This window comes from Streptococcus equinus (assembly GCF_900101445.1).
Taxonomy (GTDB): domain Bacteria; phylum Bacillota; class Bacilli; order Lactobacillales; family Streptococcaceae; genus Streptococcus; species Streptococcus equinus_B.
Genome location: NZ_FNKE01000001.1, coordinates 857,674 through 876,461, shown reverse-complemented (window position 1 = coordinate 876,461; position 18,788 = coordinate 857,674). Strand labels below are relative to the sequence as shown.

Below are 18,788 nucleotides of genomic sequence, written 5' to 3'. Positions count from 1 at the left end.
GGGAGTTTTGCTTTGTATTAATGTTTTTGTAACCTCTTTCCTTTAAAAAATTATATAATAGTAGTAAGAATTGTAAGGGGGAGTTGGTACTATGCATATATTAATCGCACCTGATTCATTCAAAGAAAGTCTATCAGCACTTGAAGTTGCAAAAGCTGTTCAAAAAGGTTTTCGAAAAGCTTTGCCAAATGCTACTTTTGATTTAATGCCCGTTGGTGATGGTGGTGAAGGAACCTTAGAAGCTTTGACTGACGGTCTTCACTTAAAACGTGAAAGTCACACGGTAACAGGCGCATTTGGTCAACCTGTTGAAGCCCATTATGCGACTAACGGTCGCTTGGCTGTTTTTGAAATGGCAGACATCTGTGGTTTGGAAAAGGTGCCAACTGATCAGCGTAGCCCATTAACCCTTACGACAAAAGGCGTTGGTGAAATGATCGGTCATTTGGTTGATCTTGGTGTCGAAGAAATCATGATTGGTGTTGGAGGCAGTTCAACCAATGATGGTGGTCTAGGTATGGCAGCAGGTCTTGGCTATCGTTTCTTTGACAAAACAGGTCATGAAGTCGAAGCGGTTGGCGAACACCTTGGTGATATTACCATGGTTTCTTATGAAAGCTGTCGTTGGGATTTATCTCAAACGAAGGTGACAGTCATCACTGACGTGACAAATCCTCTATGTGGTCCAAATGGGGCAACCTATATTTTTGGAGGACAAAAAGGGCTTGCAAAAGATGACTTTGCAAGCGTTGATAAAGATATGGAAAGATTTTACCAAACTTTTTTCCCAGCCGTTTTGGATTTGGCTGGAGCGGGAGCAGGTGGCGGAATGGCAGCGGGCTTAGCAGCCTTTGCTGGAGGTCAAATCATTTCTGGCATTGATGCTGTTCTTGACATGCTTGATTTTGACCAACGTGTTCAAAAAGCTGATATCGTTGTTGTCGGCGAAGGACGAATGGATAAGCAAAGTCTTTCAGGGAAAGCTCCTGTTGGTCTAGCTCAGCGCACGCCTCGTGGTAAATTAGTCATTGCCATCTGCGGTAGCCTCAAAGATGATTTGCCAAGTTTCCCGATTTCTAACATTCAGGCAGCCTTTCCGATAATTGCTGACGTTGATACTTTGGAAAATACCCTTGATAAAGCTGAGCAAAATCTGGAACGCACCGCCCAAAATATTGGAAATTTACTAAGCTTTACTAGATTTTAATCCTTGTTAAATAATTTTGACCAGAAGCCTTTTTTAGGGGCTTCTTTTGGTTTTTCAGCTGTAGCCGGAAATTGTTCAGATAGTAGAGGATTAGCTACATTTTCAGCCTTGGTTGAATGAACGATAATGCCGTAAGGTGATTGAGCATTCTTCTCATCAACAATGGTCGCTTGAATATTTTTGTCTTGAGCAATCTTCATGTAAAACATTTGGTTTGAGACGGAGAGCTTTGGAGAAATTTTAACTAATATTGTGTCGTATTGTTTAGCTAATTGTCCTAAAATATCACTAAAACGATTTTTAACTTCTTCAAAACGACTATCTTCAAGAGGAATTGATAAGACGACACGTTCGGCAAAAGTTCCAAAATAAAGACGTTGTTCATCAGGATTTAAGCGTTTTTCGCCTGTTGCGGCTTGTAAAACTTTATTTTCTAAATCAGTCATAGCAGGACCCTCCATATGTTCTTACAATCATTATAAGTTAAATTTACTAAACTGTCAGATTTGGGCTGTTTTGTTATTGAAAACTGTGAAAAGCTATGAAAGTTGGTAGCGATTTTCAAAATTTCTCGTTTTTATTTGCTTAAGCGCCGATATTATGGTATTATTTTAGTGTAAAAATATTAAAAACTCATAAGGAGAGTAACATAATGTCAATTATTACTGATGTTTACGCTCGCGAAGTCCTTGACTCACGCGGTAACCCAACACTTGAAGTAGAAGTTTACACAGAATCAGGCGCATTTGGTCGTGGTATGGTTCCTTCAGGAGCTTCTACTGGTGAACACGAAGCAGTTGAACTTCGTGACGGAGACAAATCTCGTTACAACGGTCTTGGTACTCAAAAAGCTGTTGACAACGTTAACAACATCATTGCTGAAGCAATCATCGGTTTCGATGTTCGTGATCAACAAGCTATCGACCGTGCTATGATCGCTCTTGACGGTACTCCAAACAAAGGTAAACTCGGTGCAAATGCTATCCTTGGTGTTTCTATTGCCGTAGCTCGTGCAGCAGCTGACTACCTTGAAGTTCCACTTTACAGCTACCTTGGTGGTTTCAACACTAAAGTTCTTCCAACTCCAATGATGAACATCATCAACGGTGGTTCTCACTCAGACGCTCCAATCGCTTTCCAAGAATTCATGATCGTACCTGCTGGTGCACCTACATTCAAAGAAGCTCTTCGTTGGGGTGCTGAAATCTTCCACACACTTAAGAAAATCCTTAAAGAACGTGGTCTTGAAACAGCTGTTGGTGACGAAGGTGGTTTCGCTCCTAAATTTGAAGGAACTGAAGACGCTGTAGAAACAATCATCAAAGCTATCGAAACTGCTGGTTACAAACCAGGTGAAGATGTATTCCTTGGATTTGACTGTGCTTCATCAGAATTCTACGATAACGGAATCTATGACTACACTAAATTCGAAGGTGAAGGTGCTGCTAAACGTACTGCTGCAGAACAAATCGACTACATCGAAGAATTGGTTAACAAATACCCAATCATCACAATCGAAGATGCAATGGACGAAAACGACTGGGACGGATGGAAAGAACTTACTAAACGTCTTGGTAAACGTGTTCAATTGGTCGGTGATGACTTCTTCGTAACAAACACTTCATACCTTGCACGTGGTATCAAAGAAGAAGCTGCTAACTCAATCCTTATCAAAGTTAACCAAATCGGTACTTTGACTGAAACATTCGAAGCTATCGAAATGGCTAAAGAAGCTGGTTACACTGCAGTTGTATCACACCGTTCAGGTGAAACTGAAGATTCAACAATCGCTGACATCGCAGTTGCAACTAACGCTGGTCAAATTAAAACTGGTTCACTTTCACGTACTGACCGTATCGCTAAATACAACCAATTGCTTCGTATCGAAGACCAACTTGGTGAAGTAGCTGAATACCGTGGATTGAAATCATTCTACAACTTGAAAAAATAATCTTTGATTATATCAAGTTAAAAACCTTAGCTTAGGCTAAGGTTTTTTTGTGCTTAAAAAAATGTATTGACATCTTGTCGATAAGATAGCTTAGTTAAGTGAACACAAAAGAGATTATAAAAATGCTTGAAGAGAGTTTCTTCAAGCATTTTTTGTAAAATCTTATTTTTCAAATTCAGCTTTGCTCTTAGTATCGGCATACTCTTCAGCGACTTCTTTTGAAAGGATGTCGTTATAACTTGGTAGTGTAATATTAGAACCATATTTGTTTTTCAGGGCTGTGGTTACGAGGCGATAAGCCAAGTTAGCATTACGTGAAAGAATTGGTCCGTGGAAGTAGCTACCATAGACGTTTTTGTAATGAACGCCTTCAGTGCCGTCTTCTTTATTATTACCATTTCCGTAAACACATGTTCCAAGTGGTTTTTCATCTTCTGAAAGGAAGGTACGTCCTTGGTGATTTTCAAAACCGTAATAAGTTTCGTTAAATTCATCATTGTGAATTTTGATATCACCGATAAAGCGGTTATTATTTTGGCTTAGAGTGTAGTGTCCCATGACACCAAGACCATCAATTTTTTCACCGTTTGCTTGGACGTAGTATTGACCTAGAAGTTGGAAACCACCACAGATTGCAAGCATAACTTTGTCTTTGTTGATGAAATCAGCAATGGCTTCTTTTTTGCCTGGCAGGTCTTTAGCGACGATTGATTGTTCGTAGTCTTGCCCGCCACCAAAGAAAGCCATATCATAGTAATCGGCATCAAAGCTATCACCAAGTGACACGATATCAAAGGTCATTTTAGCACCTAGTTTTTCACCGACGTATTTCATCATGAGGATGTTACCATTGTCACCGTAGGTATTCATAAGGTTACCGTATAGGTGAGCAACGTTTAATTCGTATTGATATTCTTTATTTGCAGGAGATTGTAGTGAAGTATAAGTCATTTTAGTTCATCTCCTTTCCAACAGCGTGACGACTCGCTAAGATTTCGCGGAATTGAAGCATGGCTGTGTAAGTCGCTAAGATATAAGCATGGTCAGTTGGTTGAGCTTCAATCAAAGCCATGATATCTTCTAAGCTTTCAGCTTCTGTAATTTTATCTTCATCGTAACCAGTGACACGTAAGCGACGTGCAATTTCAGAGTGGCGCACGCCTCCAGCAAAGGCTTGTGGAATATCCATATCTAAGATAGATTCAAAGTTAGCATCCCAAATCCAGCTGGTATCAATTCCGTCAGCGTAGTTGGCATTAAGTAGAACTGATAGTGTGAATGGGTACGGCGCCAACTTAATCATGTCAAGGGCTTGGCTAGCACCAACTGGGTTCTTAATAAGAACCAAAGTACATGATTTGTCACCAATTTTGAAGGTTTCTTGGCGACCGAAGACAGCACGACTCTTGTCAAATCCGGCTTTGATTTTTTCAGGAGAAACGCCGAAGAATTCAGCAACAGATACAGCAGCAAGGGCATTGTAAATGTTGTAAAGACCACCAACGTTAATCTTGTAGTCTTGCCCATCGATGACAAATTCAGATGTTGTATTTGTGATTTTTGTCAAATCTGTCAAAGCATAATCAAGTTCTGGACGGTGGAAACCGCAACTTTCACAAACGTAATCACCAAGGTTAGCATAAGTGTTGAGTTTGTACTTCAAGATGCTTTGGCATTGTGGGCACAAGATACCTTCAGTGTTGTAGTGTGCCAATTCAGGCGCATGTTTTTCAGTATCAAAGCCATAGTATTTGACTGGATTGATGACGTTTGTTGAATTGAAGAGCGGGCTATCTCCATTAGCTAGGATAGTTGCATTTGGAGCTTTAGCAGCACCATCCAAAATCATTTGATAAGTTGTATAGATTTCACCATAACGGTCCATTTGGTCACGGAAAATATTTGTGAAGACAAAAAGACTTGGAGTGATGTATTCTGTGATTTTTGGAAGGCTAGCCTCATCAATTTCTAGCACAGCAATCTTTTTACCTGATTTTGCTCTTTTAGCTGTTAAGAATGTCGATGTGATTCCGGTAATCATGTTAGCCCCACTAGGGTTTGTCACGATTTCACCAAAAGCTTCACGCAAAATGCCTACTGTCAAAGCGGTTGTGAGGGTTTTTCCGTTTGTACCAGTGACAACAACAATCTCATAATCTTTGGCAATCGTATCTAAAATGTCTTTGTCGAATTTGAGGGCGATTTTTCCAGGCAAGGTTGAGCCACGTCCCATTTTTGAGAGAATGGCGTGAGCTGCTTTACCAGCCGTAATTCCCATTAATGTGTTTACTTTCATAGGAATATTGTACCACAAAAAGGAATATTCGAATAAAGAAAATCTGTTTTAAAAGTGGTATAATAGAAAGGTAGTTTTATTTAGTTAGAGAAAAGAGATGTATGTATGAGTAATTTAGCGGCTATTGATGCCAAATTCTGGGCAACTTTAGTTGAAAATCCATGGACTATTGTTGTTCATTTACTAGATATTTTAATCGTAGCATATTTTATTTATCGTTTAATAAAAGCCTTAGCGGGCACGAAGATTATGTCCTTGATTCAAGGGGTTGTCTTCTTTATCATTTTGAAATTTGTCGCCGAGTGGATTGGCTTTACGACAATTTCTTATTTGATGAATCAAGTTATCACATACGGTGTTATTGCGTGTGTTGTTATCTTTGCTCCTGAGATTCGTTCAGGTCTTGAAAAATTTGGTCGCTCAACTCAAGTTTTTTCACAAACTCAACAAGTTAGCGACGAAGAAAAACTGGTTGAAGCCTTGGTAAAATCAGTCGCTTACATGAGTCCTCGTAAGATTGGTGCTTTGATTTCCATCGAGCGCACGCAAACTTTGCAAGAATATATTTCTACAGGGATTCCTTTGGATGCTGATATTTCAAGTCAATTGTTGATTAATATCTTCATTCCAAACACACCTTTGCATGATGGTGCGGTAATCATTAGCGGTAACAAAATTGCGACAGCCTGTTCTTACCTTCCTTTGTCTGAGTCAATGGCCATTTCAAAGGAATTTGGGACACGTCACCGCGCAGCTATTGGCCTTTCAGAAAACTCAGATGCCTTGACCATTGTTGTCTCAGAAGAAACTGGTGGCATTTCTATCACGTCAAAAGGTGAGTTTTTACATGACTTGACCAAAGAGAATTTTGAAGCGATTCTTCGTACGCATTTGATTACAAAAGATGAGGAAGAAGAGCACTGGTATCAAAAAATTTGGAGGAAGAAAAAATGAAAAAGTTTTTCAATAGTCAATTCTGGTTGGTTATTGTGTCAATTTTCTTTTCCATTCTCCTATTTTTGACTGCCACAACAAGTAACTATACGCATGTTGGGTCGCAGGTATCTGGCGCAACAGAAACTTTTACCCACACCCTAACAAACGTGCCTATCGATATCAAATACGATAGCGATAAGTATTTTATCAGTGGTTATTCGTATGAAACGGAGGTCTATTTAACATCAATCAACCGTGTTAAATTGGACTCTGAAATCAATAGTGACACGAGAAGTTTCAAGGTTGTTGCTGACTTGTCGAACTTAGGTGAAGGCACTCAAACGGTGCCTCTTAAGGTGACTAATTTGCCATCAGGTGTTACAGCGACAGCTTCACCGAACAATATCTCAGTGACTATTGGCAAAAAGAAAACCAAGACATTTGATGTTCAAGGTGTCATTGACGATAATCAAATTGCCAAAGGCTATGAGCTGAAGAAAGTGTCAACCGACATATCTGAAGTAGAAGTTACAAGTGCAGAATCAATCATTGATCAAATCGATCATGTGGTTGCTAAATTGCCTGAAAATGAAGTCTTAAACGGCAATTACAATGGACGTGTCGCTCTACAAGCTGTTGCCTCAGATGGTACAATTCTCGCTAGTGCCATTAATCCGTCAAAAGCTCGACTTGAAGTGACAGTTAAGAAATTGACCAAAACTGTTCCTGTGACTGTTAAGATGACTGGAAAAATGAATGATAAACTATCAAATATCTCTTATAGCCTCAGTCAAGATCAGGTGACGATTGCTGGTAGCCAAGATGCTCTTAACGCTGTTAATGAGGTTGTTGCTAATGTTGATGTTTCAAATGTGACAAAAGATACCAATTTGAGTGTCAACTTAACAGCAGATAACGTGGCAGTAGAGCCTTCTGTAGTGACGGTACAGTTGACAGTGACGAAAAAATAGTTCATAATAGCTAGGACTATATATTAAAGAATATTGGACAAGCAAGTTTCTTGTCCTTAGGAAATGAATATTAGTAATGGAGGAAGCGAATTTTTCGCTAAAAAAAATAATGGGAAAATATTTTGGAACAGATGGTGTTCGTGGAGAAGCAAATGTTGAGTTGACCCCTGAGTTAGCTTTCAAATTAGGACGCTTTGGTGGCTATGTTCTTAGTCAGCATGAAACAGGACGTCCAAAAGTATTTGTAGCACGTGATACTCGTATTTCAGGTGAAATGCTCGAATCAGCTTTGGTAGCTGGTCTTCTTTCAGTAGGTATTGAAGTATACAAACTTGGTGTTTTAGCAACTCCAGGTGTTTCATACCTTGTTCGTACTGAAAAAGCTAGCGCTGGTGTTATGATTTCTGCTAGTCACAACCCTGCTCAAGATAACGGTATTAAATTCTTCGGTGGTGATGGATTTAAATTGGCTGATGATCAAGAATTGGAAATTGAAGCTCTTCTTGACGCACCAGAAGATACACTTCCACGCCCTTCAGCAGATGGTTTGGGAACACTTGTTGATTATCCAGAAGGTCTTCGTAAATACGAAAAATTCCTTGTCTCAACAGGTATTAGCTTAGAAGGTATGAAAGTTGCTCTTGATACAGCAAATGGTTCAGCTTCTGTATCTGCACGTGATATTTTCCTAGACCTTGATGCTGATATTACAGTTATCGGTGAAAATCCAGATGGTCTTAACATCAATGATGGTGTGGGATCAACTCATCCAGAACAATTGCAAGAACTTGTTAAAGAATCAGGTGCTGCAGTTGGTCTTGCATTTGATGGTGACAGTGACCGTTTGATTGCCGTTGATGAAAATGGTGAAATCGTTGATGGTGATAAAGTTATGTACATCATCGGTAAATACCTTTCTGAACGTGGACAATTGGCTCACAACACAATCGTAACAACTGTTATGTCAAATCTTGGTTTCCACAAAGCACTTGACCGCGAAGGGATTAACAAAGCAATCACAGCTGTTGGTGACCGTTACGTTGTTGAAGAAATGCGTAAATCAGGTTACAACCTTGGTGGTGAACAATCAGGTCACGTGATTATCATGGATTACAACACAACTGGTGATGGTCAATTGACTGGTATCCAATTGGTTAAAGTCATGAAAGAAACTGGTAAACCACTTTCTGAATTGGCTGCCGAAGTTACAATTTACCCACAAAAATTGGTTAACGTTCGTGTTGAAAACAGCATGAAGAGCAAAGCTATGGAAGTTCCAGCTATCGCAGAAATCATCAGCAAAATGGAAGAAGAAATGAACGGTAACGGTCGTATCTTGGTTCGCCCAAGTGGTACTGAACCACTTCTTCGTGTTATGGCAGAAGCTCCAACTGATGAAGAAGTTAGCTATTATGTTGATACTATCGCTGATGTCGTTCGTAAAGAAATCGGAATTGACTAATTTAAAATAACTGAAAAAGGATTGAGCAGCAATGCTCTCCTTTTTTGCTTGCTAAGATTTTATTGTATTTAATTCATTGGTTATCTCACCTAAAAATGTTATAATAGCGTCATGCTAACAAAACCAACATCAGCTTATGTACATATTCCTTTTTGTACGCAGATTTGTTACTATTGTGATTTCTCAAAGGTTTTTATCAAGAATCAGCCTGTCGATGAGTATTTGCAGGCTCTTATTCGCGAGTTTGAGTCTTATGATATTAAGAAATTGCGTACTTTATATATCGGTGGTGGTACACCAACCTCAATTACTGCAGAACAGCTGGAGTATTTATTGACGAATTTGACTAAGCACTTGGATTTGAGTGTTTTGGAAGAATTCACCATTGAAGCTAATCCTGGTGATTTGACGGAAGACAAGATTGAAGTGCTCAAGCGTTCAGCAGTTAATCGCGTTTCACTTGGCGTTCAGACTTTTAATGACAAGCATTTGAAGCAAATTGGGCGTAGCCATAATGAAGCTCAGATTTATTCAACGATTTCGAATTTGAAAAAAGCTGGTTTTCATAACATTTCAATTGACTTGATTTATGCTCTTCCTGGTCAGACTATGGAAGATGTCAAGGAAAATGTGGCTAAGGCGATTGCTCTTGATATTCCACACTTGAGTCTTTATAGCTTGATTTTGGAACATCACACGGTCTTCATGAACAAAATGCGTCGTGGAAATCTGCAGTTGCCTAAAGAAGACTTGGAAGCGGAGATGTTTGAATACATTATTTCAGAGTTAGAAGCTAATGGCTTTGAGCACTATGAAATTTCAAACTTCACCAAACCAGGTTTTGAAAGCCGTCATAATTTGATGTATTGGGATAATGCAGAGTATTTTGGTGTGGGAGCAGGAGCTTCTGGCTATTTAAATGGCGTCCGTTATCGTAATCGAGGGCCAATTCAGCATTATCTTAAAGCAGTTGCCCAAGGTAATGCTAGATTATCAGAAGAAAAATTGACAAAAGATGAGATGATGGAAGAAGAATTGTTCTTAGGATTACGTAAAAAATCAGGTGTTTCTATCGCCAGATTTGAAGAAAAATTCGGCTTGTCTTTTGAAGAACGTTATGGTCAAATTGTGAGAGACCTTTGTCAGCAGGGCCTATTGGTTCCAGATGATAAGGTGGTACGCATGACCAAAAAAGGACTGTTTTTGGGAGACACAGTCGCAGAGAGATTTATATTGGAGTAAAAAAGATGGGATTAAGTTATCAAGAAAAATATCAAGTACCTTTTTATGAAAGTGATATTAATCAAAATATGAAATTATCACAACTCTTATCGCTTGTTTTGCAGGTTTCTGGCAAGCAATCGTTAAGTCTTGGAATGAGTGACGAGTATGTTTTTCAAACTTATAATCTTGTCTGGATTATCACAGAATACGCTATTGAGATCGACCGCTTGCCTAAATATACCGAAAATATTGTAATCGAGACGGTGCCAACAGCTTATAACAAGCTCTTTTGTTACCGTGATTTTAATGTCTACGGTCAAGATGGTGAGAAGATTTTGACCATTCATTCAACCTTTGTTTTGATGGATTATGACACCCGCAAAGTACATCCTGTTGTCGATGATATTGTCGATGTTTACCAAGTTGAAAAAGTGAAAAAAATCTACCGTGGTCCTCGTTATGAAGGTTTGGAAAATCCAGAAGAAACTCTTTATCATGTGCGTTTCTTTGACCTTGATTTGAATGGACATGTCAATAACAGTAAATACCTTGAATGGATGTATGATGTTTTAGACGTTAACTTTTTGGAAAAATACATTCCACATCACATTAATTTGAAATATGTGAAAGAAGTTCAATATGGTCATGACATCAAGTCACGTGTTGAACGTGTTGGCTTGACAACCAAACATGAAATTGTCACACAAGGAGCTCTTCGAGCTCAAGCACGCATAGAATGGAAAGCAAAATAAAAGCTCTGCTATTTTTAAAATAATTAAGGAAAGAAGTATGAGTAATGACCTTTTAACTGGTATCAGAAAGGTCATTTACTATTTATATTGGAGGAAAAATGACTTACAAAGGCTATTTAATTGACTTAGACGGAACGATTTATAAAGGAAAAGACCGTATTCCTGCTGGAGAACGTTTTATTCAACGTCTTCAAGAAAGAAATATTCCCTATGTTTTGGTGACTAATAATTCAACACGTACACCTGAAAAAGTCCAAGAAATGCTTGCAACACAATTCAACGTTCACACACCGCTTAATACCATTTACACTGCAACAATGGCGACGATTGATTACATGAACGATTTGAATCGTGGCAAAACGGTTTACGTGATTGGCGAAACTGGTTTGAAAACAGCGATTGCTGAAGCAGGTTATGTTGAAGACACTGAAAATCCAGCCTATGTTGTTGTAGGACTTGATACTGATTTAACCTATGAAAAATTAGCAGTAGCGACATTGGCTATTCAAAAAGGAGCTGTCTTTATTGGAACAAACCCAGACTTGAACATTCCAACAGAACGTGGCTTGATGCCAGGAGCTGGTGCAATTAACAATCTTTTGGAAGTTGCTACACGTGTGAAACCAGTCTACATCGGAAAACCAAATGCTATTATCATGAACAAAGCCTTGGATGTTCTTGGCGTTAAACGTGAAGAAGCAATCATGGTCGGAGATAACTACCTTACAGATATTATGGCAGGTATCCAAAATGATATCGCAACGCTTCTTGTCACAACTGGCTTTACCAAACCTGAAGAAGTGCCAACACTTCCTGTAAAACCAGACCATGTTCTTGCTAGTCTTGATGAATGGAATTTTGATGAAAAATAAACTTTGGACTTTTGGTACTTGGTTGTGGCTGCTATCATTAGCAGTCCTTGTAGCCATTTATGGCGCGTGGTTAATCTATCCTCTTGAGATTGATTGGCTCAAGTTAACTCTTCAAGTGACCATTACAAAAGCTGACCTCTTAAAAAACTTCAACATCTTGATGACTTATCTGACAAATCCCTTGTCACACAGACTTGTCATGCCAGATTTTCACTCATCAGCCAGTGGTCTCAAGCATTTCCGTGATGTTAAGCATCTATTTCACCTAGCCCAAGCGATCTTTCTAGTCCTTTTGTACCCGACTTGGCGTTTTTGGAAAAATAGCAGAGCAGAAAAATCACTCTTTTTGCATCAAAAAGCTTTTGGCTTAGCAGCTATTTTGCCAGTTGTCATTGCAGTAGCGGGTGCCTTGATTGGTTTTGATCAGTTTTTCACTCTATTTCATGAAGCCCTTTTTCCAGGTGATACTAGCTGGCTCTTTAACCCAGCAACTGACCCAATCATTTGGGTCTTACCAGAAGATTACTTCATGCATTGCTTTATCATCTTCTTTGTGACTTATGAGGCGCTTATGCTTAGCTTAATTGCCATAGCTCACAAACAACTGACTAGCCGCTTAAACCATAGAAAGGATGTACAAAATGACGCTTGATTGGTATTACTGGCTTTTATTTGCTGTATCGTGGCTTTTTGCCATTACCTTTTGGATAAAATCAACCACCATTTCCCCAAAATGGCTGCGCCTTACCTACGTCATTTGTGGCGTCATCGCCTTTCTTCTCCCCTTTTTCTGGGGCTGGTTGGTCAGTTAGGGGAAGATTTTTAAGTAAGGAGAAGTATAATGTTTAAAACTTATCCAGCTACTTTTCACAAAGAGTCTAATGGAAGTTATTGGGTTGAGTTTCCCGAATTTGCTGGTGGAACTCAAGGAGATAACTTAGAAGAAGCTAGAATAAATGCCAAAGAGTTTTTATCAGGAATTTTAGAAACTTACCAAATTGAAAAAATGCCTTTGCCAAAACCTAGTGAGTTAGAAAAAATATCTTCTTCTGATGGGCAGGTTGAGCTTGTTAAAGTATAATTCCAACTAAAACTTTACTGAAAATGTCTTTCAATGTTTTTCAAAAGTTTTCTTTTATGGTAAAATTGAAGGTGAATTTATTTAGAATTAGATAGGTTGGATTGTTTACATGGAAAAAACTTTCTTTATGATTAAACCAGATGGCGTGAAACGCGGTCTTGTTGGTGAAGTATTGCGCCGTATTGAACGTCGTGGTTTCAAAATCGAAAAATTGGAAATGCGTATGGCTACTCCAGAATTGTTGGAAAAACACTACGAAGATTTGGTTGACCGTCCATTCTTCCCACTAATCGTGGACTTTATGACAAGTGGTCCAGTGATTGCTGGTGTTATGTCTGGTGAAGAAGTGATTTCTTCTTGGCGTACAATGATGGGTGCAACTAACCCTAAAGAAGCTCTTCCTGGAACAATCCGTGGTGACTTTGCTCAAGCACCAGCAGAAGGAGCAGCAACATTTAACATCGTTCACGGTTCAGATTCACCAGAATCAGTTGAACGTGAAATTGCCCTTTGGTTTGGGGAGTAATATTTTGAAGCAGTCTTTTGGGCTGCTTTTTTTGTTTTCCATCACCAAAACCACCTAGAAATTCTCTAGGTGGTTTTTCCTATATGGGTCATAGGTTTGCTAGATTAGATTAGCTCAGTCATTCAGATGGTCGATGGCATATTGTGCTTCTTCGGTGGTGAATTTTGCGCTGTGTTCAGAAGTGAGTTGTTCGTAGATTTCATCTGATGACAAGTTTAGTGTTTTCTTATAACTTTTTGCTTTTTCCAAGGCAGCTTTCTTATAGTCTAATTTGGCATGGTCGATAGCGTACTGAGCTTGCTCAGCAGTGAATTTATCACCATTTTCGTTAGATAATTGGTCGTAGATGCCTTGTTTTGACATGTGCATAATCTTGTAATAGCTCTTTGCTCTCTTAAGCGCAGCTTTTTTGTAATTAGCTTTCAAATGGTCAACAGCATATTGAGCATCTTCGGCAGAATATTTTTCAATATCAGATGTCAATTGGTCATAAATGCCTAATTTTGACATGTTCATGAGCTTGTAGTATTTTTCAGCCTTGTTTAGAGCTTTTTTCTGGCTACTAGTCGCTGCAGCGTAGACGACATGAGGTTGCGAGACAAGTGGCGGACTTGTTATGAAAAAACTAGACAATCCTAATAGTGCCACAGCACAGGCAATAATTATTGTTCTCTTTTTCATGATGTTCTCCTTATCAACGGTTAAGTGTGTGAGATAGGATAATACAGTTTAAAATGAAGTGTGGAAGTAAGTTATTTGTCTAATTTTCACTTAAATGATAGCGCTTTATTTACAAAATGTAAAGAATTTTGAGGTTCTTTTTGATAGATGATTTTCCTTGCTTTTATCGCTTGTTACAAACTTTTTATAGCACCCAAGGTGTTTATTTGTTATAATAGAAATAATGAATAATTGTATAGGATTATAGGATAGATGGATATTCAAGAATTAAAAAAACGACAAGAAAAGATTCGCAATTTCTCAATTATTGCGCATATTGACCACGGGAAATCAACTTTGGCTGACCGTATTTTGGAAAAGACTGAAACAGTTTCTAGTCGTGAAATGCAAGCTCAACTCTTGGATAGCATGGATTTGGAGCGTGAACGTGGTATCACAATCAAACTAAATGCTATCGAGTTGAACTACACAGCTAAAGACGGTGAAACTTACATTTTCCACTTGATTGACACACCGGGGCACGTTGACTTTTCATACGAAGTGTCACGTTCTCTAGCGGCATGTGAAGGGGCAATTTTGGTTGTCGATGCGGCACAAGGTATCGAAGCTCAAACCCTTGCTAACGTTTATTTGGCACTTGATAATGACTTGGAAATCTTGCCAGTCATCAATAAAATCGATTTGCCAGCAGCAGACCCAGAGCGTGTGCGCCAAGAAATCGAAGATGTTATCGGTCTTGATGCTTCTGAAGCCGTCCTTGCTTCTGCCAAAGCTGGTATCGGGATTGAAGAAATCCTTGAGCAAATCGTTGAATACGTACCAGCACCAGCTGGTGATGTTGAAGCACCACTTCAAGCTCTTATCTTTGACTCTGTTTACGATGCTTACCGTGGGGTTATCCTTCAAGTACGTATCGTCAATGGTATGGTGAAACCTGGAGATACTATTCAATTGATGTCAAATGGTAAAACATTTGATGTTACTGAAGTTGGTATTTTCACACCAAAAGCAGTTGGACGTGATTTCTTAGCAACTGGTGACGTTGGTTATATCGCAGCCTCAATTAAGACAGTAGCTGATACTCGTGTGGGTGATACTGTTACGCTTGCGGACAATCCAGCAGCAGAACCGCTTCATGGTTACAAACAAATGAATCCGATGGTCTTTGCAGGTCTTTACCCAATCGAATCAAATAAATACAATGACCTTCGTGAAGCGCTGGAAAAACTTCAATTGAACGATGCCAGTCTTCAATTTGAACCAGAAACATCACAAGCCCTTGGTTTTGGTTTCCGTTGTGGTTTCTTGGGACTTCTTCACATGGATGTTATCCAAGAACGTTTGGAACGTGAGTTTAACATTGATTTGATCATGACAGCACCATCCGTTGTATACCATGTCAATACGACTGATGGAGACATGCTTGAAGTATCAAACCCTTCTGAATTCCCAGACCCAACTAAGGTTGCAAGTATCGAAGAACCATACGTTAAAGCACAAATCATGGTTCCGCAAGAATTTGTCGGAGCAGTTATGGAACTTGCACAACGCAAACGTGGTGATTTTGTCACAATGGATTACATCGATGAAAATCGTGTGAATGTCATTTACCAAATTCCGCTTGCTGAAATTGTTTTTGATTTCTTTGATAAATTGAAATCATCAACACGTGGTTATGCTAGCTTTGATTACGAAATTTCAGAATACCGTAAATCTAAATTGGTTAAAATGGATATTCTCCTTAACGGTGATAAAGTCGATGCCCTTAGCTTCATTGTTCACAATGAATTTGCCTATGAACGTGGTAAATTGATCGTTGAAAAATTGAAGAAAATCATTCCACGTCAACAATTCGAAGTGCCAATTCAAGCGGCTATCGGTCAAAAAATCGTGGCTCGTTCAGATATCAAAGCCCTTCGTAAAAACGTTTTGGCTAAATGTTATGGTGGTGACGTTTCTCGTAAACGTAAGTTGCTTGAAAAACAAAAAGCAGGTAAAAAACGTATGAAAGCTATCGGTTCAGTTGAAGTGCCACAAGAAGCATTCTTGTCAGTACTTTCAATGGATGACGAAAGCAGCAAAAAATAAATGATAAGCAGCTGAAAGACCTTCTTTCAGTTGTTTTTCTTGTCAAATTTTTGACCATAAAAACCGTAAAAAGAGAATTATTAGAGAGTTGTGCAAATTTTCAGTATTTTTATGGTACAATAGAATTAAAACTAAACCGTGGGAGAGTTGTATGAAATTATTGACAAATGTGTCACAGTTACAAGGAACTTTGCGTGTTCCTGGCGATAAATCTATCAGTCACCGTTCAATCATGTTCGGAAGTCTTGCTAAGGGGAAAACAACTGTTCGCGATATTTTGCGTGGTGAAGATGTTTTGTCAACTATGCAAGTTTTTCGTGATTTAGGGGTTGATATCCAAGATGATGGAGACCTTGTTACCATCACTGGTGTTGGATTTGGTGGGCTTAAAGCACCTCAAAACAAACTTGATATGGGAAATTCAGGGACATCAATTCGCTTGATTTCAGGTGTTTTGGCTGGACAAGATTTCACTGTTGAGATGTTTGGTGATGACAGTTTGTCAAAACGTCCGATGGACCGTGTGACGATTCCACTTCGTCAAATGGGGGTAGAAGTTTCTGGTCAGACTGAGCGTGATTTACCACCACTTGTCATGCACGGAAGTAAAAACCTTAAGCCAATTCATTACCAACTTCCTGTGGCTTCTGCTCAGGTAAAATCAGCTCTTATCTTTGCTGCCTTACAAGCTGACGGTGAATCAGTCATCATTGAAAAAGAAAAAACGCGTAACCACACTGAAGACATGATTGTCCAATTTGGCGGAAAAATTGATGTCAATGGCAAAGAAATCCGCATCAAAGGTGGTCAAGAATTTACTGGTCAAGACGTGGTCGTTCCAGGTGATATTTCTTCAGCAGCTTTCTGGCTAGTTGCAGGTCTCATTGTTCCAAATGCCAAAGTGGTGCTTGAAAATGTCGGAATCAATGAAACACGTACAGGTATTCTAGATGTCATTGAAGCAATGGGCGGTAAAATGACTATTTCAGATGTTGATGACATTGCCAAATCAGCAACTCTTACAGTAGAAACATCTGAACTTTACGGCACTGAAATCGGTGGTGAAATCATTCCTCGTTTGATTGATGAATTGCCAATTATCGCCCTTCTTGCTACCCAAGCAAATGGCACAACAGTTATTCGTGATGCAGAAGAGTTAAAAGTCAAAGAAACAGACCGTATTCAGGTGGTTGCGGATGCTCTTAACGCTATGGGAGCTGACATTACGCCAACAGATGACGGTATGATTATCAAAGGTAAAACACCGCTTCATGGTGCTAAAATCAATACCTTCGGTGACCACCGTATCGGTATGATGGCGGCAATTGCTGCGCTTTTGGTGTCAGAGGGTGATGTTGAGTTAGAGCGCGCAGAAGCAATCAACACAAGCTACCCAAGCTTCTTTAGTGATTTGGAGGTCTTGTCACATGGCTAGAATTATTATTGGATTTATGGGGTCTGGTAAATCAACCATTTCCTCACTTTTAGATAAAGATTATATCGACATGGATGCTTTGATTACAGAGCGTATTGGCATGTCAATTGCGGACTTTTTTGAAAAAGAAGGCGAAGCAAAATTCCGTGAGATTGAATCACAAGTTCTAGCAGAATTGGTGGATTCTGAGCACGTCATTTCAACTGGTGGTGGTGTTGTGATTAATCCGATTAATCGTGAGATTTTAGCAAAAAATCCTGAAACCATCTACCTTAAAGCTGATTTTGAAACGCTTTATGACCGCATTAAAAATGATAGCCAAAATGTACGTCCTTTATTTGTAAATAATAGCAAAGAAGATTTCAAAGCTATCTTTGATGGGCGTAGAGACATGTATGAGTCTGCGGCTACCCGCATTATTGAAGTTGCTGGCAAAACACCAGAAGAAATTGTTGAGGAAATTGGATGAAAGTTGGCTATTTAGGACCAAATGGTTCCTTTACACACAATGTTGCTGTTAAGGCATTTCCTAGCGCTGATAGGGTGCCTTTTGGCAACATTACAGAAGTGATTAAGTCTTACGAAGAAGGTCTAGTGGATTATGCCATTATTCCTGTTGAAAATTCCATTGAAGGGTCAGTTCATGAAACCTTGGACTACCTTTTTCATCAAGCAAAAATTGAAGCGGTTGCGGAAATGATTCAGCCCATTAAACAGCAGCTTTTAGCAACGTCGCAGGACAAGGCGATTGAAAAGATTTTTTCACATCCTCAGGCAATTGCTCAAGGGAAAAAATACATCAAGTCTCACTACCCACAGGCACAAATTGAGATGACAGCGAGTACTGCTTACGCAGCGCGTTTTATTGCTGAAAATCCTGACGAGCCGTTTGCAGCGATTGCTCCAGTTGCTGCCGCAAAAGAATACGGCTTAGAGATTATTGCCAAAGACATCCAAGAAATGGATGAAAACTACACGCGCTTTTGGGTGCTCGGTCGAAAGAAATACACTTTTGAATTGACTAAGTGTCAACAAAAAGTCTCTCTTGCCTTGACTTTGCCAGACAACCTTCCAGGGGCACTTTATAAGGCTTTGTCTGTGTTTGCATGGCGCGGAATTAACTTGACTAAAATCGAAAGTCGTCCTTTGAAGACAGCGCTTGGAGAGTACTTTTTCATTGTTGATATTGATAATACCAATGAAGCTCTGGTCTCTTTTGCGTTGGAAGAATTGCGACTGTTAGGCATTGATTATAAAATGCTCGGAAATTACGACGTTTACAAGTTATGATTTCGTTCTAATGTCA

20 protein-coding genes are annotated in these 18,788 nt (G+C 39.2%); 16 read left to right on the top strand and 4 right to left on the bottom strand.

Annotation, left to right across the window (positions count from 1 at the left end; genetic code table 11):
- Positions 1-91: 91 nt before the first annotated feature.
- A complete protein-coding gene (locus tag BLR83_RS04440) occupies positions 92-1,207 on the top strand; it encodes a glycerate kinase (protein WP_074560607.1) in 1,116 nt (371 codons plus the stop codon).
- On the opposite strand, the gene BLR83_RS04435 is transcribed toward BLR83_RS04440, so the two are convergent.
- Positions 1,204-1,653 carry a YueI family protein gene (locus BLR83_RS04435; protein ID WP_074560606.1) on the bottom strand — a complete coding sequence of 150 codons (450 nt, stop codon included), beginning with the start codon at positions 1,651-1,653 and terminating at the stop codon, positions 1,204-1,206. The genes BLR83_RS04440 and BLR83_RS04435 overlap by 4 nt on opposite strands.
- Before the next feature lie 206 nt (positions 1,654-1,859).
- Between BLR83_RS04435 and eno the strand changes: the two genes are divergently transcribed.
- Positions 1,860-3,158, top strand: coding sequence for a surface-displayed alpha-enolase (gene eno, locus BLR83_RS04430; protein ID WP_004232506.1), 1,299 nt, complete (start codon positions 1,860-1,862; stop codon positions 3,156-3,158).
- A 162-nt stretch (positions 3,159-3,320) separates the two neighbouring features.
- Here the strand turns inward: eno and gatD are convergent, their stop codons facing one another.
- Both gatD and murT read right to left on the bottom strand, forming a co-directional pair.
- Positions 3,321-4,109 (bottom strand): lipid II isoglutaminyl synthase subunit GatD, encoded by a 789-nt coding sequence (gatD, locus tag BLR83_RS04425; RefSeq protein ID WP_074560605.1) that lies wholly within the window; start codon positions 4,107-4,109, stop codon positions 3,321-3,323.
- A gap of 1 nt (position 4,110) precedes the next feature.
- Complete coding sequence (gene murT / locus BLR83_RS04420; RefSeq protein ID WP_074560604.1) at positions 4,111-5,454, bottom strand: lipid II isoglutaminyl synthase subunit MurT; 1,344 nt, start codon at positions 5,452-5,454, stop codon at positions 4,111-4,113.
- Positions 5,455-5,559: 105 nt separating this feature from the next.
- On the opposite strand from murT, the gene cdaA reads away from it, so the two are divergent.
- From cdaA to ndk, 10 genes are all read left to right on the top strand, one after another.
- Complete coding sequence (gene cdaA, locus BLR83_RS04415; RefSeq protein WP_074560603.1) at positions 5,560-6,408, top strand: diadenylate cyclase CdaA; 849 nt, start codon at positions 5,560-5,562, stop codon at positions 6,406-6,408.
- The gene (locus BLR83_RS04410; protein ID WP_074560602.1) at positions 6,405-7,361 is read left to right on the top strand and encodes a CdaR family protein; all 957 of its coding nucleotides are present in this window, start codon (positions 6,405-6,407) and stop codon (positions 7,359-7,361) included. Before cdaA ends, BLR83_RS04410 begins: the two co-directional genes overlap by 4 nt.
- Positions 7,362-7,470: 109 nt before the next feature.
- Positions 7,471-8,823, top strand: coding sequence for a phosphoglucosamine mutase (glmM, locus tag BLR83_RS04405; RefSeq protein WP_039696625.1), 1,353 nt, complete (start codon positions 7,471-7,473; stop codon positions 8,821-8,823).
- A 111-nt stretch (positions 8,824-8,934) separates the two neighbouring features.
- The gene (gene hemW, locus BLR83_RS04400; protein WP_074560601.1) at positions 8,935-10,065 is read left to right on the top strand and encodes a radical SAM family heme chaperone HemW; all 1,131 of its coding nucleotides are present in this window, start codon (positions 8,935-8,937) and stop codon (positions 10,063-10,065) included.
- Between the two features lie 5 nt (positions 10,066-10,070).
- Complete coding sequence (locus BLR83_RS04395) at positions 10,071-10,799, top strand: acyl-ACP thioesterase domain-containing protein (RefSeq protein WP_074560600.1); 729 nt, start codon at positions 10,071-10,073, stop codon at positions 10,797-10,799.
- A 98-nt stretch (positions 10,800-10,897) separates the two neighbouring features.
- Complete coding sequence (locus BLR83_RS04390) at positions 10,898-11,671, top strand: TIGR01457 family HAD-type hydrolase (RefSeq protein WP_074560599.1); 774 nt, start codon at positions 10,898-10,900, stop codon at positions 11,669-11,671.
- Positions 11,661-12,323: a TIGR01906 family membrane protein gene (locus BLR83_RS04385; RefSeq protein WP_074560598.1), complete on the top strand. Its 663-nt coding sequence runs from the start codon at positions 11,661-11,663 to the stop codon at positions 12,321-12,323. Before BLR83_RS04390 ends, BLR83_RS04385 begins: the two co-directional genes overlap by 11 nt.
- A complete protein-coding gene (locus tag BLR83_RS04380; protein ID WP_074560597.1) occupies positions 12,313-12,483 on the top strand; it encodes an NADH-quinone oxidoreductase subunit L in 171 nt (56 codons plus the stop codon). Before BLR83_RS04385 ends, BLR83_RS04380 begins: the two co-directional genes overlap by 11 nt.
- A 29-nt stretch (positions 12,484-12,512) precedes the next feature.
- Positions 12,513-12,752: a type II toxin-antitoxin system HicB family antitoxin gene (locus BLR83_RS04375; RefSeq protein WP_074560596.1), complete on the top strand. Its 240-nt coding sequence runs from the start codon at positions 12,513-12,515 to the stop codon at positions 12,750-12,752.
- Positions 12,753-12,861: 109 nt separating this feature from the next.
- Positions 12,862-13,278, top strand: a complete 417-nt coding sequence (gene ndk, locus BLR83_RS04370; protein ID WP_074560595.1) for a nucleoside-diphosphate kinase — start codon at positions 12,862-12,864, stop codon at positions 13,276-13,278.
- 114 nt (positions 13,279-13,392) lie between these two features.
- Here the strand turns inward: ndk and BLR83_RS04365 are convergent, their stop codons facing one another.
- Entirely contained in the window at positions 13,393-13,959 is a 567-nt protein-coding gene (locus BLR83_RS04365; RefSeq protein WP_074560594.1) for an Ltp family lipoprotein, read from the bottom strand.
- Positions 13,960-14,211: 252 nt separating this feature from the next.
- On the opposite strand from BLR83_RS04365, the gene lepA reads away from it, so the two are divergent.
- The 4 genes from lepA (at position 14,212) to pheA (ending at position 18,772) form a co-directional block, all read left to right on the top strand.
- Positions 14,212-16,047: a translation elongation factor 4 gene (lepA, locus tag BLR83_RS04360; RefSeq protein WP_020917052.1), complete on the top strand. Its 1,836-nt coding sequence runs from the start codon at positions 14,212-14,214 to the stop codon at positions 16,045-16,047.
- 151 nt (positions 16,048-16,198) lie between these two features.
- Complete coding sequence (gene aroA, locus BLR83_RS04355; protein ID WP_074560593.1) at positions 16,199-17,482, top strand: 3-phosphoshikimate 1-carboxyvinyltransferase; 1,284 nt, start codon at positions 16,199-16,201, stop codon at positions 17,480-17,482.
- Positions 17,475-17,951 carry a shikimate kinase gene (locus BLR83_RS04350; RefSeq protein WP_074560592.1) on the top strand — a complete coding sequence of 159 codons (477 nt, stop codon included), beginning with the start codon at positions 17,475-17,477 and terminating at the stop codon, positions 17,949-17,951. Before aroA ends, BLR83_RS04350 begins: the two co-directional genes overlap by 8 nt.
- Positions 17,948-18,772, top strand: a complete 825-nt coding sequence (pheA, locus tag BLR83_RS04345) for a prephenate dehydratase (RefSeq protein ID WP_074560591.1) — start codon at positions 17,948-17,950, stop codon at positions 18,770-18,772. The genes BLR83_RS04350 and pheA overlap by 4 nt, the downstream gene beginning before the upstream one ends.
- The last annotated feature ends 16 nt before the right edge of the window (positions 18,773-18,788 follow it).